Annotated in this window: 15 protein-coding genes; 14 read left to right on the forward strand and 1 reads right to left on the reverse strand. The window is 31.3% G+C overall.

The features are described 5' to 3' along the window. The first annotated feature begins 151 nt into the window (after window positions 1-151). The 6 genes from BUE95_RS08565 (at window position 152) to BUE95_RS08595 (ending at window position 5,207) form a co-directional block, all read left to right on the forward strand. A complete protein-coding gene (locus tag BUE95_RS08565) occupies window positions 152-2,176 on the forward strand; it encodes a M3 family metallopeptidase (RefSeq protein ID WP_073583383.1) in 2,025 nt (674 codons plus the stop codon). A gap of 122 nt (window positions 2,177-2,298) precedes the next feature. Continuing rightward, a complete protein-coding gene (locus BUE95_RS08570; RefSeq protein WP_073583385.1) occupies window positions 2,299-2,802 on the forward strand; it encodes a GbsR/MarR family transcriptional regulator in 504 nt (167 codons plus the stop codon). Between the two features lie 56 nt (window positions 2,803-2,858). Continuing rightward, window positions 2,859-3,191 (forward strand): hypothetical protein, encoded by a 333-nt coding sequence (locus BUE95_RS08575; RefSeq protein WP_073583387.1) that lies wholly within the window; start codon window positions 2,859-2,861, stop codon window positions 3,189-3,191. A 5-nt stretch (window positions 3,192-3,196) separates the two neighbouring features. Then, window positions 3,197-3,913 (forward strand): YqjF family protein, encoded by a 717-nt coding sequence (locus tag BUE95_RS08580; protein WP_073583538.1) that lies wholly within the window; start codon window positions 3,197-3,199, stop codon window positions 3,911-3,913. Beyond that, entirely contained in the window at window positions 3,910-4,350 is a 441-nt protein-coding gene (locus BUE95_RS08585) for a hypothetical protein (RefSeq protein WP_073583389.1), read from the forward strand. The genes BUE95_RS08580 and BUE95_RS08585 overlap by 4 nt, the downstream gene beginning before the upstream one ends. 371 nt (window positions 4,351-4,721) lie before the next feature. Continuing rightward, window positions 4,722-5,207, forward strand: coding sequence for an SRPBCC family protein (locus BUE95_RS08595; protein WP_073583393.1), 486 nt, complete (start codon window positions 4,722-4,724; stop codon window positions 5,205-5,207). Here the strand turns inward: BUE95_RS08595 and BUE95_RS08600 are convergent. Continuing rightward, window positions 5,160-5,975, reverse strand: coding sequence for a UbiA prenyltransferase family protein (locus BUE95_RS08600; protein WP_073583395.1), 816 nt, complete (start codon window positions 5,973-5,975; stop codon window positions 5,160-5,162). The genes BUE95_RS08595 and BUE95_RS08600 overlap by 48 nt on opposite strands. Before the next feature lie 150 nt (window positions 5,976-6,125). Here BUE95_RS08600 and gcvP point away from each other — a divergent pair, with 150 nt between their 5' ends. The 8 genes from gcvP to BUE95_RS08640 all read left to right on the forward strand — a co-directional run bounded on the left by gcvP (window position 6,126) and on the right by BUE95_RS08640 (window position 15,830). Further along, window positions 6,126-8,969 (forward strand): aminomethyl-transferring glycine dehydrogenase, encoded by a 2,844-nt coding sequence (gene gcvP / locus BUE95_RS08605; protein WP_073583397.1) that lies wholly within the window; start codon window positions 6,126-6,128, stop codon window positions 8,967-8,969. A 128-nt stretch (window positions 8,970-9,097) separates the two neighbouring features. Further along, window positions 9,098-9,469 (forward strand): group III truncated hemoglobin, encoded by a 372-nt coding sequence (locus BUE95_RS08610; protein ID WP_073583399.1) that lies wholly within the window; start codon window positions 9,098-9,100, stop codon window positions 9,467-9,469. 134 nt (window positions 9,470-9,603) lie between these two features. Beyond that, a complete protein-coding gene (locus BUE95_RS08615) occupies window positions 9,604-10,662 on the forward strand; it encodes a 3-oxoacyl-ACP synthase III family protein (RefSeq protein ID WP_073583430.1) in 1,059 nt (352 codons plus the stop codon). A 127-nt stretch (window positions 10,663-10,789) separates the two neighbouring features. Further along, on the forward strand, window positions 10,790-11,323 hold the full coding sequence (locus BUE95_RS08620) for a class I SAM-dependent methyltransferase (RefSeq protein ID WP_073583433.1): 534 nt from the start codon (window positions 10,790-10,792) through the stop codon (window positions 11,321-11,323). 15 nt (window positions 11,324-11,338) lie between these two features. After that, the gene (locus BUE95_RS08625; RefSeq protein WP_073583540.1) at window positions 11,339-12,187 is read left to right on the forward strand and encodes a glycosyltransferase family 2 protein; all 849 of its coding nucleotides are present in this window, start codon (window positions 11,339-11,341) and stop codon (window positions 12,185-12,187) included. Window positions 12,188-12,197: 10 nt separating this feature from the next. Then, entirely contained in the window at window positions 12,198-13,112 is a 915-nt protein-coding gene (locus BUE95_RS08630; RefSeq protein ID WP_026725685.1) for a hypothetical protein, read from the forward strand. Window positions 13,113-13,116: 4 nt separating this feature from the next. Next, window positions 13,117-14,130: a hypothetical protein gene (locus BUE95_RS08635; protein WP_143165253.1), complete on the forward strand. Its 1,014-nt coding sequence runs from the start codon at window positions 13,117-13,119 to the stop codon at window positions 14,128-14,130. A gap of 26 nt (window positions 14,131-14,156) precedes the next feature. Next, on the forward strand, window positions 14,157-15,830 hold the full coding sequence (locus tag BUE95_RS08640) for a S41 family peptidase (protein ID WP_084530253.1): 1,674 nt from the start codon (window positions 14,157-14,159) through the stop codon (window positions 15,828-15,830). Window positions 15,831-15,839: the final 9 nt, after the last annotated feature.

Consider the following 15,839-nt stretch of genomic DNA (forward strand, 5'->3'; position numbering starts at 1 on the left):
AAAACCCCAAATGAATCATTTGGGGTTTCTACTCACAATTAAGTGACAACTATAAAAAAATTCTACTCTCTCTCTGATTTGGGACAAAAAGGATGTTTCGACATCGTTTCATCGACAAAATTATACACTTTATCGGTAAAAACAAATTTTTATGACACTTTTTTTAAAAAAATTTACAACAAAGCACAATACAGCACCTTTTAGTAAGATTAACCTTTCAGATTACAAAGAAGCTTTTGAAAAAACAATCGAACTTGCTCGTACTGAAATCGATAGCATTGTAAAAAACACAGAAACACCTACTTTTTCGAATACAATTGAAGCTTTAGATTATTCAGGCGAACAATTGGATCGTTTATCTAATATTTTCTTCAATTTGAATTCGGCGGAAACTTGTGATGAAATGCAAAAAATCGCACAAGAAGTTTCACCTTTACTTACATCTTTTAGTAATGATATTGCTTTGAACGAAGACTTATTCAAACGTGTCAAAGCCATTTATGATCAAAAAGACACTTTGACATTAACTACTGAACAAGCAACATTATTAGATAAAAAATTCAAAGGTTTTTCTAGAAATGGAGCTTTACTGAATGAAGAAGATAAATTAAAACTACGCGAAATTGATACCGAATTAGCCAAAATCAAACTGACTTTCGGAGAAAATGTTTTGGCAGAAACCAATAACTATCAATTACACATTACCAAAGAAGCCGATTTAAAAGGTTTACCTGATGGCGCTAAAGAAATGGCGGCAAGTTTGGCAAAATCGAAAAACTTGAAAGGTTGGGTTTTTACTTTAGATTTCCCAAGTTATTTACCTTTTGTAACTTATGTCGAAAATCGGGAACTGCGAAAAGAAATCGCTATTGCTGCTGGAAAAAAAGCATTTCAAGATAACGAATTCGATAATCAAGAAAACGTAAAACGCATTGTAGAATTACGTCACAAACGTGCTAATTTATTGGGGTATCAATCGCATGCACATTTTGTTTTAGAAGAACGAATGGCACAAAATCCAGAAAAAGTACAATCGTTTTTGAATGATTTGTTGGAAAAAGCAAAACCAGCAGCTCTAAAAGAATTTGCTGAATTAACTGCTTTTGCCAAAGAGTTTGACGGAATTGACCAATTAGAAAAATGGGATGGCGCTTATTATTCGGAAAAATTGAAACAAAAATTATTCAGTTTAGATGATGAGTTATTGAAACCCTATTTCAAATTAGAAAATGTATTGAATGGTGCTTTCACGATTGCAGAAAAATTATTCGGAATCACGTTTAAAGAAGTTTTTGATATTGATAAGTATCATAAAGATGTTCAGACTTTTGAAGTATTAGACTTTGAAGGACAATTAGTTGCTATTTTCTATTCGGATTTCTTCCCGAGAAAAGGAAAACGAAACGGCGCTTGGATGACATCCTACAAACCACAATATAATAAGAACGGAATCAACGAACGACCACATGTTTCAATCGTTTGTAATTTCACACCGCCAACCGAAACAAAACCATCGTTATTGACTTTCAACGAAGTAACAACATTGTTTCACGAATTTGGGCACGCTTTACACGGCATGTTAGCGAATACAACTTATCCAAGTTTATCGGGAACTTCAGTGTATTGGGATTTTGTGGAATTACCAAGTCAAGTGATGGAAAACTGGTGTTACGAACCTGAAGCGTTGGCTTTGTTTGCGAAACATTACGAAACGGGTGAAATTATTCCGCAACAATACGTAGAAAAAATCAAAGAAAGTGCGAGTTTCTTAGAAGGAATGGCTACTTTAAGACAATTGAGTTTCGGAATTTTAGATATGACCTATCACGGAAAATCGCAAACTATTGACGATGTGAAAGCCTTTGAAAAACAAGCTATGGAAGGCACAAGTTTATATCCAGATGTAGCTGAAAATTGTATGAGTACTTCGTTCTCGCATATTTTTCAAGGTGGTTATTCTTCTGGCTATTACAGCTACAAATGGGCGGAAGTTTTAGATGCCGATGCGTTTGCGTATTTCCAAGAAAAAGGGATTTTCAATAAAGAAGTAGCAACCAAATTCAAAGACAACGTACTTTCAAAAGGCGGTACCGAATTACCAATGGAATTGTATAAAAAATTCAGAGGTCAGGAACCGAAAGTGGAGGCACTTTTGAAGAGAGCTGGGTTGATTTAGATTATTAGAATTTTAGATATTTAGAAACCGAAGTTTCTTTTAAAAACAAACTTTCATTTTTTTTTGAAACTTTAAAAACTTTTACTTAACTTTGTCCTGTTAAAATGAAATAATTCTAAAAAATGGAATTCAAAGAAGCAAAAAATAAATTCGTACAAACTTGGGGAGCTTTAGGTTCTCAATGGGGCATTAACAAAACCATGGCACAGATTCATGCGTTGTTGATGGTTTCGCACGAACCCGTTTCAATGGAAGACATTATGGAAGAATTACAAATTTCGCGCGGAAATGCTTCTATGAATTTAAGGGCGTTAATGGATTGGGGCATCGTTTACAAAGAATACAAAGCAGGCGAAAGACGTGAATTTTTCACCGCCGAAAAAGATTTAGATGAATTAGCCGTAAAAATTTCAAGAGAAAGAAGCAAACGTGAAATCAAACCCGCTTTGAAAGTTTTAAAAGAAGTTTCTACAATCAAATCGGATGGTACAGAAGCAGAAAGACATTTCGTCGATCAAACCACAAAATTGTACGATTTCGTATTAAAAGCCGATAACGTTCTGGATAAAATCACAGAATACAAAGACAATTGGTTGGCAAAATTAGTTGTTAAAATCATGAAGTAACTTTTTTTTTAATCAAAACTTTCAATTATTTCTGAAAGTTTAAAATAATAAATACTATGAAAAATTTAAAATTAACTAATTCAATCGCAATAATAATTCCTTTATTCCTTGGGGTTTTGGGAATTGTAGAACCAATCAGTTTATATTTTGCGGCATATTCAACAATGTTAACAGGTTTACTACAAATAATTGTTGGAATCTTTTTCTGGAAAAACCATAAAGAAAATATTCACATAAAAATATATTTTCTACTAGTAACCACATTTTTTAGTTTGTGGTATTATAACGTGAATGTAAACTATATAGATGCTCTGACTTGGCCGTTAATTTTTACTCCATTGGTGCTTTGTATTTATATTTCAATTATTATTTATTCAACAAAAAAATAACTAACATGAGCTTCTTAACCGCACAATGGAAAAACTTAGCATTATTCAATTATGAAGTTGATGCTAAAATCTTAGAACAATACATTCCAAAAGGAACAGAGATAGATATTTGGAATGGAAAATGTTACATAAGTTTAGTTGGATTTATGTTTGAGAATGTAAAATTATTGGGATTGAAAATTCCGTTTCATATCAATTTTGAAGAAGTCAATTTACGATTTTATGTAAAACGTTTTGAAAATAGTGAATGGAAACGCGGTGTTGTTTTTATTAAAGAAATTGTCCCAAAACCAGCACTAACAATTGTAGCAAATACAATCTACAAAGAACATTATCAAACATTACAAATGAATCACTCAATTACTGAAAACAAGCTAAAAAAAGTAGATTACGTTTATCAATGGAAAACAAAAAACAAATGGAACACCATTTTAGTTGAAACTGAAAAAACTCCAACTGAAATTGAAGCAAATTCTGAGGCTGAATTTATAACCGAACATTACTATGGTTACACTAAAGTAAACCATGAAAAAACATTTGAATATGAAGTTAAACATCCAAGATGGCAGCAATACAAAGTAACAAATCATTATTTAGATATTGATTTCAAAAAAACTTATGGTGAAGCGTTTGAATTTCTAAACAATCAAAAACCAATTTCAGTCATGCTTGCAGTTGGCTCTGAAATTAGCGTTGAAAATAAAAAACAAATAAAATCATGAACTATAACATCCCAAATTGGCTAATTATCACAAGCGGAATTGGTCAAATATTTACAGCTTTAATTTACCCTTACATTCGCCATCAAGTTTTTGATTGGTATAACGATGTGAAACAACTAAAACCATTAAATCAAGAAATTGCAAAAACCTACGGAAGATATATACAAGGTTTAAATTTCTCTTTCGGATTAATTGCAATTTTATTTACAAATGAATTAAAAGGACAATCTGCATTGGCTGTGGCATTAACAGGATTAATTACTGCGTATTGGGTTGGGAAAGTAGCCACTCAAATTGCTTATTATCCAATGTATGATATTCCTAAAAGAAAATTATTTAAAGTTGGAAGCTATTTTATGAATACGCTATTTGTGCTTTTTGCAGTGGTGAATACTATTCTTTTTATTAATAATTTGATAGGTCATTATAAATTATAAAATTATGAATTGGAGTTACTTAATTAAACATTGGTTTTCAACTTTACTAGTTGCGCCAATACTTTCAGTTATAATAAATTACTATTATACTGATATAGAAACTTTATTCAATCTAACTTCTGTCTATCCAATTACAGTAATATTTGGATTATTTTTTTCACTACCAACTTATATCATTCTTGGAATTACATATTACATATTGGATAAAAAAGGCATAAAACCTATTTACATAAAGCCTATATTACTAGGTTTTTGTACAATTGGAATTATTATATCCTTCGTTATCATTTTCAATAATAGAGAAGAAAACACCGTTCTAGCCTATTCACTAACATCAATATTTTTTGGCTTGATTTATAAAATAGAAAACAATGACACAAATAAAAATCACCACAAAAATCAAAGCTCCAATTGAAATTGTTTTTGATAATTGCAGAAATATCGACATCCACCAATATTCAGCTAGTAAAACAAATGAAAAAGCAATTGCAGGAAGAACTTCAGGATTAATTAACAAAGGAGAAACTGTAACTTGGAAAGGAAAACATTTTGGTATTAATCTTAATCATCAAAGCATGATTACTAAAATGGATTTTCCGAACTATTTCGTTGACGAACAATTAAAAGGGCATTTTAAAAACTTCAAACATCAACATTTTTTTACCCAAAAAGAAAACCAAACTATAATGACTGATATTTTAGATTATGAAACTCCGTTTGGTTTTGTTGGAAAGCTATTTGACAAATTACTCTTAAAAAATCATCTAATTAAATTCATAATTTATCGAAATGCTATTTTAAAAGAACTATCAGAAAACCACCAAAACCAACCACCACAAAATCGGAACGCTTTCTAACCAAAATGATGCATAATATCTCGAACGGTTTTCATTCGCAAAAAAGAGAAAAATAGCAATCGTTCCGCAAACCAAAAGTTTGAAAAAGAATGGTAAAAAGTGATGATTATTGGTATAGAAAAATTCTAAAATCAAGAGTAAAAACAACAGGAGATAACCTAGTCTTTTCGTCAGCTCCACTCCTATTTTTTGGGGAACGGTTTGTAATTGAATATCGTCATGTTTTACATCTACAATATCAAACACCAAAACTATTGAGAAAACTAATAAAAAACGTTGCATCGCCATTAAAAGAACATCCATAGAAAAAGGAATTCCAGCTTCTACCAAAGGCAAAATCACAGTTACTCCAACCCAAGTAATTCCAACGATGTAGATTTTTACGCCTTTCCAATTTCGAGCGTTTTGTTTGTTTGGAAAAAAAGGTAATGTGTATAAAAGAGTCAGTCCAAAAAAAGCAAAAGCACTTAGTTTTGTTGCCCAACTCAATTGCAAGAAAAAATAAAAACAAGCCAACAACGAAATAAAACTCAAAAAAACGATAGCTTTGAGTTCTTTTTTGATTTCGGTTCTGTTTAACCTTGCTATGGCATCATACTTCACAAAATTATAACCCACTACTGTCCCAAAAAAAGCGAATAAAGCTACCGAAAAATCGCCGTCAATACCGAAGAAATATTGCGTCATCGACACTAAAGCAAAAGCTGATAATGCTACATGCAAACTACTATTGATGTAAAAATCGAGAATTTTCTTAAAAACCACCATTCAACAAAATTAATCAATCTGTTAATAAGACTTGAAATTAGTTGATAAAATTACAAAATTTCACATTTTAAAAACAAAAAAATACAAGATTAATAATTACTTTTGTTGTCCAAAACAACACATAATAACACACATACACATTTTTAATAAATGAGAACAGATGCATTCGCTTTGAGACATTTAGGGCCACGTGAAAGTGACTTAAATCACATGTTTAAAACGGTTGGTGTAGAATCTTTAGACCAATTAATTTTTGAAACAATTCCAGATGATATTCGTTTAAAAAACGACTTAAATTTAGACGCTCCTATGACAGAGTATGAGTATTTAACTCACATTCAAGAATTAGGAAAGAAAAATAAAGTATTCAAATCATACATTGGCTTAGGATATCACCCAGCGATCGTTCCTGCGGTTATTCAGAGAAATATTTTTGAAAACCCTGGATGGTACACAGCTTACACACCTTATCAAGCGGAAATTGCGCAAGGTCGTTTAGAAGCAATTTTGAATTTCCAAACTACAGTTATCGAATTAACCGGAATGGAAATCGCAAATGCATCGTTACTTGATGAAGGAACAGCTGCTGCGGAAGCAATGGCATTGTTATTCGATGTAAGAACACGCGATCAAAAGAAAAATAATGTGTCGAAATTCTTCGTTTCAGAAGAAATTTTACCACAAACTTTATCAGTTTTACAAACGCGTTCAACTCCATTAAATATTGAATTAGTAGTTGGAAATCATGAAACTTTTGATTTCTCAACTGATTTCTTTGGTGCTATTTTACAATATCCAGGAAAATACGGTCAAGTTTATGACTATGCGGGATTCATTGCAAAAGCTACAGAAAACGAAATCAAAGTAGCAGTTGCTGCTGATATTTTATCATTAGCAAAATTAACGCCTCCAGGTGAAATGGGCGCTGCAGTTGTAGTTGGAACTACACAACGTTTTGGTATTCCAATGGGTTACGGTGGGCCACACGCTGGTTATTTCGCAACAAAAGAAGAATTCAAACGTTCGATGCCAGGAAGAATCATCGGTGTTTCTATCGATGCGAACGGAAACCGTGCATTACGTATGGCGTTAGGAACTCGCGAGCAACACATCAAACGTGAAAAAGCAACTTCAAACATCTGTACTGCTCAAGTTTTATTAGCGGTTATGGCTGGAATGTATGCGGTGTATCATGGACCAAAAGGTTTACAATATATTGCTGATAAAGTTCATGCTTCTGCTGTTACTACTGCTGACGCTTTAAATAAATTAGGGGTTTACCAAACAAACTCTGCTTTCTTCGATACAATTTTAGTAAAAGCCGATGCAGCTAAAGTAAAAGCGATTGCTGAAAAACACGAAGTAAACTTCTTCTATCCAGATGCTGAAACGATTTCGATTTCATTCAACGAAACGACTTCTGTAAATGACATCAATCAAATTATTGCAATTTTTGCTGAAGCTACTGGAAAAGATACATTTACAGTAAATCAATTAGCAAATGAAGTAATGGTTCCTGAAAATTTAGTGAGAAAATCAACTTTCTTACAATATGATGTTTTCAATAACCATCATTCAGAATCGCAATTGATGCGTTACATCAAAAAATTAGAACGTAAAGATTTATCGTTGAACCACTCAATGATTTCGTTAGGTTCTTGTACGATGAAATTAAATGCTGCTGCTGAAATGTTACCTTTATCTATGGCAAACTGGAACAGCATTCACCCTTTTGCACCAATTGAACAAGCAGAAGGTTACCAAATCATGTTGAAAAAATTAGAGCAACAATTGAATGTAGTAACTGGTTTCCAAGGAACAACGTTACAACCAAATTCAGGTGCTCAAGGTGAATACGCTGGTTTGATGGCGATTCGTGCTTATCACCAATCAAGAGGCGATAACCACAGAAATGTGTGTTTAATTCCAGCTTCTGCTCACGGAACGAATCCAGCTTCTGCTGCTATGGCAGGAATGGAAATCATCGTAACTAAAACCATGGATAATGGTAATATCGATGTAGAAGATTTGAGAGCAAAAGCAATCTTACATAAAGACAACTTATCTTGTTTGATGGTAACGTATCCATCAACTCACGGAGTTTTTGAAAGTGCTATCATCGAAATTACAAATATCATTCATGAAAATGGTGGTTTAGTGTATATGGATGGTGCGAACATGAATGCACAAGTTGGATTAACGAATCCTGCTACTATTGGTGCTGATGTTTGTCACTTAAACTTACACAAAACGTTTGCTATCCCTCACGGTGGTGGTGGACCTGGTGTTGGACCAATTTGTGTGAACGAAAAATTAGTTCCATTCTTACCAACAAATCCAGTTATTCCAACAGGAGGAAGTCAAGCAATCACAGCGATTTCTTCTGCGCCTTATGGCTCAGCTTTAGTTTGTTTGATTTCTTATGGCTACATCACAATGTTAGGTGCTGAAGGCTTAACTAACGCTACTAAATATGCTATCTTAAATGCAAATTATATGAAAGCGCGTTTAGAAGCACATTATCCAGTATTATATTCTGGAGAAATGGGAAGAGCGGCTCACGAAATGATTTTAGATTGTAGAGCTTTCGAAGAAAAAGGAATCAAAGTAACGGATATCGCAAAACGTTTAATGGATTATGGTTTCCATGCTCCAACGGTTTCTTTCCCAGTAGCTGGAACCTTAATGATTGAACCAACTGAATCAGAAGATTTAGCGGAATTAGATCGTTTTTGTGATGCGATGATTTCAATTCGTAAAGAAATTGAAGCTTCTTCAAAAGATGATGCCAATAACATTTTAAGAAATGCACCTCATACTTTAGCTATGGTTACAGCTAACGAATGGGTTTTCCCTTATACAAGAGAACAAGCTGCTTATGCATTGGATTACATTGCTGAGAATAAATTTTGGCCAACAGTTCGTCGTATTGACGAAGCGTATGGCGATAGAAATTTAGTTTGTTCATGTGCTCCAATTGAGGCTTACATGTAAAAAAATAAATTTTCAATAGTTAAAAATCCCAAATTCCAATTCAGGTTTTTGGGATTTTTTTAAACATGATAAAAGTCAATTGCTTCAAAAAGTATTGTTGTAAATTTGTGCAATCATAAAATCTAAAAATGAAAGACATTGAAACTCAAGAAGATATTTTACTTATCATGAGAAAGTTTTACGACAAACTTTTATCCGATGATTCAATTAATTTTTTCTTTACCAAAGTAACATCTGTTGACCAACATTTAGAAGCACATTTTGATATTCTAGCAACTTTTTGGGAACAATCTTTATTCTTAAAAGGAGGTTATTACAACAATATGTTTTCTATTCATAAAGAGGTTCATGACAAACATGCTTTTACTAAAGAACACTTTGAAACTTGGCTAACACATTTCAATTCAACTATTGATGAGCATTTCGCAGGAAAATATGCCGAACAAATGAAAACGCAAGCGTTGAGTATGGCGACTATAATGAAGATAAAATTCAATTAATGGCAGTTAATTTTAGAATTTCACTTTTTTAAACCTATTTCACTACGATATTCACAAAAATGGCAAAAACCATTAGTTTATCAAATTATTAACAAACAATTATTTGTAATTTAGGTGTACAAAAGAACAATAGAATGAATATCAAAATAACAGGTTCAGGAAGCTATATTCCTACCGAAGTAGTTTCCAATATCGATTTTGCCCAACACACTTTTTTAAATGATGACGGAACTCCGTTTCCTTATCCAAATGATGTCGTTGCTCAAAAATTCTTAGAAATTACAGGAATTCACGAACGCCGTTATGTAACAGATGATTTATGCACTTCAGATATTGCATTAATCGCTGCAGAAAAAGCAATTGAAGATGCTAAAATTGACAGAGAAACCTTAGATTATATCATTTTAGCACACAATTTTGGTGATGTAAAAAAAGGAGCCATTCAATCGGATATTTTACCAAGTTTAGCCACTAGAGTAAAACATGGATTAAAAATTAAAAATCCAAAATGTGTTGCTTATGATATTCTTTTTGGTTGCCCTGGCTGGGTAGAAGGAGTTATACAAGCTTATGCCTTTATCAAAGCGGGAATGGCTAAAAAATGCTTGGTAATCGGTGCCGAAACTTTATCAAGAGTGGTTGATTTACACGACCGAGATTCCATGATTTATTCCGATGGCGCTGGGGCTACAATAGTAGAAGCAAGCGATGACGAAGGCGGAATTTTGGCACACGAAACCGCTTCATTTACTTATGACGAAGCTTATTATTTGTTTTTTGGAAATTCTTTCAACAAAGACCATGACCCAGATGTGCGTTACATTAAAATGCACGGAAGAAAAATTTATGAATTTGCTCTTAGTAATGTTCCGAAAGCAATGGCATCGTGTTTAGAAAAGAGTGGCGTTCCAATAGAAAAAGTCAAAAAAGTATTGATTCATCAAGCTAATGAAAAAATGGACGAAGCTATTATTCATCGATTTTTCAAACAATATAAGCAATCCCCACCAGAAGGTATTATGCCAATGAGTATTCATAAATTAGGAAATTCTAGTGTTGCCACGGTTCCTACCCTTTTCGATTTAATGATGAAAGGCAAATTAGAAAACCAAGAACTTAGCAAAGGTGATGTAATTATTTTTGCATCGGTTGGTTCCGGAATGAATATCAATGCTATGGTGTATAAAATATAATTTTTTGTCCCAAGTTTAAAGTTTTAGGTTTCAAGTTAAATTGCTAATTTTACCAACTGTTTTCAACTTGAAACTTTAAACTTGACTCAAGGCAATGCCGAACTGAGCGAAGCTAAACAAATTTATAATGTACGAAAAAACATATCCGAGCAAACGATTCAATATCACTTTAGATTTTCTAAAAAAACATATCAAAACTTCTGAAACTATTTTTGATTTAGGCGTTCCTAATCCTTTTTCAAAAATTATGGTAGATAATGGTTATACAGTTATCAACACACATGGAGAAGACATTGACAACAATCAATCGGCACTTCAAACAGAAAAATACGATGTGTTTACAGGTTTTGAGATTTTCGAACATTTACTAAATCCCTATACGGTTTTACAAAACGTAAAAGCAGACAAAGTTTTAATTTCAATTCCTTTGCGTTTGTGGTTTTCTTCTGCTTACAGGAGTAAAACAGACATGTGGGACAGACACTACCACGAATTTGAAGATTGGCAATTGGATTGGCTGCTTGAAAAAGCAGGCTTTAAAATTGTTGACCGAGTGAAATTCACACATCCCGTTAAAAAAATTGGTTTTAGACCTTTGTTGAGATGGTTTACACCGAGATATTATTTGGTTTACGCAGAAAGAGTGAAAAGTGATAAGTAAAAAGTGACAAGCCAAATGAAATATTACATTATCATTCCTGCCTACAATGAAGAAGCTTTTATGAGCTTAACTTTGCAATCGTTAGTAGAACAAACTGTTTTAGCAACAAAAATTGTAGTGGTGAATGATAATTCTACCGATAAAACTCCGGAAATTGTTTCTGAATTTGCTTCCAAATATCCATTTATTACTTTAGTGAATAAAAAATCGGATGCTATTCATTTACCTGGAAGTAAAGTGATTCAAGCATTCCATGAAGGAGAAAAAAACATCGACGACAATTACGATATCATTGTAAAAGCAGATGCTGATTTGATTTTTCCAAAGAATTACTTCGAAACCATTATCAAACATTTCCAATCGAATAAGAGAATTGGAATGGTTGGTGGCTTTTGTTACATCGAAAAAAATGGGAATTGGGTTTTAGAGAACTTAACCGATAAAAATCATATTCGTGGCGCATTGAAAGCGTATCGAAAAGAAACCTTCAAACAAATTGACGGATTAAAACCGCAAATGGGTTGGGATACCGTTGACGAATTACTTTGTAAATTTTACCATTGGAAAGTGGTAACTGATGAAAGTTTACACGTAAAACACCTAAAACCTACAGGTGCTAGCTACAATCAAGCTGCAAGATTCAAACAAGGAGAAGCTTTTTATACCTTAGGTTATGGCTTTTTCATCACAGCCGTTGCTTCTTTAAAACTAGCCATGCGAAAAGGAAAACCTTTATTATTTTTAGATTACATCAAAGGTTTTTGGAAAGCAAAAAGAGAAAATAAAACTATGTTGGTCACACCTGAACAAGCAAAATTTGTTAGAAAATATCGTTGGAAGAAGATGAAAGAGAAGTTGTTTTAATTCTTAGTAAATGAAAAATATTATCTTATTTACACTTCTTTTTGTCAGTAATGTTTTTTCTCAAAAAAAAATCACAGTTGCTTCTACTTTAAAATCTCCAATTACAGATGCGTTACTAATTGTTAACAATTCTCCTAAATATATTACAGATAGTTTAGGAAGTGTTACAATAAAAGAAGTAGACTTAAACGCTTCAATTTTAATAAGACATGTAAAATATAAACTAAAAACATTTGATAATATAACAAATCAAGACACTTTATTTCTAGAAGAAAAACTTGAAGAATTGAAAGATATTGAAATAATTGTGTCTTCTAAAACTAAAAAGAGAACAGAATCATTATTTCCGAAGATTTCATCAAGAAATATTCTACCTGAAAACTTTGGAAAAAGTAGTTCAATTGGTAGTAACATAGAAATTGCACTTTATTTTCCAAATGAAAAAAAACAAAGCAATATTATTCAAAAATTAAAGATTTACACCAATGATTATAAAGTTCTGGAAAACCTAGAAACTAAAAAAACTAATAAAAGAAGAAATGCTAAGTTTAGCCCTATTCAAGTAAATTTTTATACTGTTGATTCTATTTATGAAGTTCCAAATGAAAAAATATTTAAAAAAAACCTCTTAGTTTCATGTCAAATTGATGATGATTATGCTATTTTAGAACTTTCAGAAGAAGAAGAATTTGAATTTCCTACAAATGGTATTTTCGTTACCATTAAAAATCTTTCTAAAGAAGACTATCAAGCATTAGGATTTGATTATCCTCCTGGAATAACCACAATTGGAGTTTCAAAAGACAACAAAATTATACCTTATTTTAGATATCTTCATGAAGGTGAAACTGCTTTATGGAAAAAATATGATTATATGATTAAAAGACAAAACACATATAAAGTTGGGATTGAGTTTAAAAATTAAATCAATGATATATATATTAGTATTTTTAGTAACAACTTTATTAACCTCTAGCACCAGAAAAGACAAATCAAATCTTTATTTAAACTATTCTTTAAGTGTAAATCAAGCCGAATCTTTTATTTTAAAAGAAAATTATTCAGAAGCGCTTCTACATTACAAAAAAGCTTTTTCAATTAATGTAAAACCAATAGCAAAAAACTGTTTTACAGCTATGCAAGTAGCAACAATTGAAAACGATATAAAATTCTTTAAAAACTCACTAAAAAAAGGATTTGAAAGAGGATTGATTCCTGAATATTTAACTAATGATAGTTTAATTGGAAATTATATTTCTAAACATAATCTTGATAAATTCATAAAATCCCAATTTAAAATATTAAATAAGAAATACAAGGAAAGCATCAATTATGCATTACTTGATTCTATCAACAAATTATCCAATTTAGACAATAAGTGGAAAATATATTACTTGGATTCGTTGAGCACTTATGATTCAAAAAACAAGGATATTTATTGGAAGAAATATGATAGTATTATTTCAGATATTGTTGATGTAAAATTAATTCCACTAATTACAAAATATGGATTCCCAGAAGAAAGAAACATCGATTTGAATTATCTAGGCATTAAAAGTTTATCGAATAAACCAAATTACGACTATTCGTTTGGAAACAATAAAGCTAAACTTATTTTACTTCACTATTATTCCTATCCAAGAGACAAAAGTTATAATCAGTTATTAAAAAACGAAGTATTTAAAGGAAACTTACAACCTGAAATCTATGCCTCAATAATGGATTTTCAATCTAAATTCAGCAATATAGACGAATACTACAATGAATGGCATCAAACAGAAGATACTAATAAATTTGTAGCTATAAACAAAAGAAGATTTGAAATTGGATTGCTTCCATTTGAAGAAAAAAATCTTAAATTTAAGCGAGGACAAAAAATCTGTAAAGAAAAAAGAGAAAATAAAAATCACAAACAAGTTAGACTTTTTTATTGGTGTGGTTAAAATTAACAAGCTTTAAAAATTAACGAATGAAAATAAAACATATCGTAGTTTTGTTTTCTGTATTTAGCTGGTCAAGTCTAATACAAGGACAAAACATTGAGAACTCAAAACCAAATGAGAATGAAATAAAAAACTTTTATAATCTATGTAAAGTATGGGGATTTCTCAAATATTATCATCCAAATGTAGCCAAAGGGAGTTTTAACTGGGATGAGCATTTATTAACCATTTTACCTAAAATTGAAAAGGCTAAAAATACTCAAGAAATATCCAAAATCTATATTGATTGGATTGATAGTTTAGGAGATATTAAAGAATGTAAAACTTGTAAAACCATTAATTCAAAACATTCATTTGATAAAAATTTTAATCTTTCTTGGACCCAAGACCGGAATGTATTTTCTGATGAACTAACAAAAAAATTAAAGTATATAGAGAATAATAGGTTTCAAGGAAAAAGCTACTACATATCTGCTGCTAGCAATGGTAATATTGTAGTTGGAAATGAGCCAGAATACAAAGATTTTGAGTATCCAAGTAGAAATTTTCGATTGCTAAGCTTGTTTAAATATTGGAATACTATAGAATATTTTTATCCATATAAATATTTAACAGATCAAAACTGGGATAAAGTCTTATTAGAGATGATACCCAGATTCATTGATTCAAAATCAGAAATGGAGTATCACTTAGCTATGTTGGAAACAGTCGTTAAGCTAGATGATGGTCATGGCCTTTTTAAAACTAAATTTACAATAGATTTTTTTGGATCAAAATTCATACCAGCAAAATTAAAAATTATCGAGAACAAAGCAATTGTGACTGGCTTTTACAATGATTCATTATCAAAAATCAATAACTTACAAATAGGTGATATTATTGAAAAAATCAATGATAAATCAATTAAAGACATTATTGCGGAAAAATTAAAATATATTCATGGTTCAAATCCGAAAAGTAAAACAAGAGATACATACTATACAATTGCAAACGGGAATACTGATAGTTTAGTTTTTTACATAGAACGAAATGGTAAAAAGTACAACAAAACTATTCATCGATATCCTTTTGATTTAATTTTTAAAACGAATTATAAAAAAGAAAAATACAAAATAATTGAAAACAATATTGGATATGTAGATATGTCAACCCTAGAAATGAAAGATGTAGATCAAATGATGAAAACTTTTGAAAACACTAAAGCCATTATTATCGACATTAGAAATTATCCTAACTTTATTCCATATTTGATTTCTAACTATTTAAATTCAGAAAAGAAAGACTTTGTTAAAATAAGTATTCCTGATTTAAAATATCCTGGAAAATTTATTTGGAAACAAAATGGTATGACTGGAAAAAAGAATAAGGATTTTTATAAAGGAAAAGTTGTTTTGTTGGTAAACGAGGAAACCCAAAGTAGGGCGGAATTTTCTGTAATGTGCCTACAAACTGCAAATAATGTGATAACAATAGGAAGTCAAACTGCAGGTGCTGATGGAAATTTAAGTTTTACTAAATTTATTGGTGATTATAAATCATTTTTCTCAGGAACTGGAATTTATTATCCAGATGGAACTATTGCTCAAAGAAAAGGAGTTAAAATAGATATTGAAGTTAATCAAACAATTAAAGGCATTCAAGAAGGTCGAGATGAAATTCTTGAAAGAGCAATAGAATACTTGGGACATAAGTTAGATTAAAAGAAGTAT

The sequence above is a fragment of the Flavobacterium cucumis genome (assembly GCF_900148835.1).
Classification (GTDB): domain Bacteria; phylum Bacteroidota; class Bacteroidia; order Flavobacteriales; family Flavobacteriaceae; genus Flavobacterium; species Flavobacterium cucumis.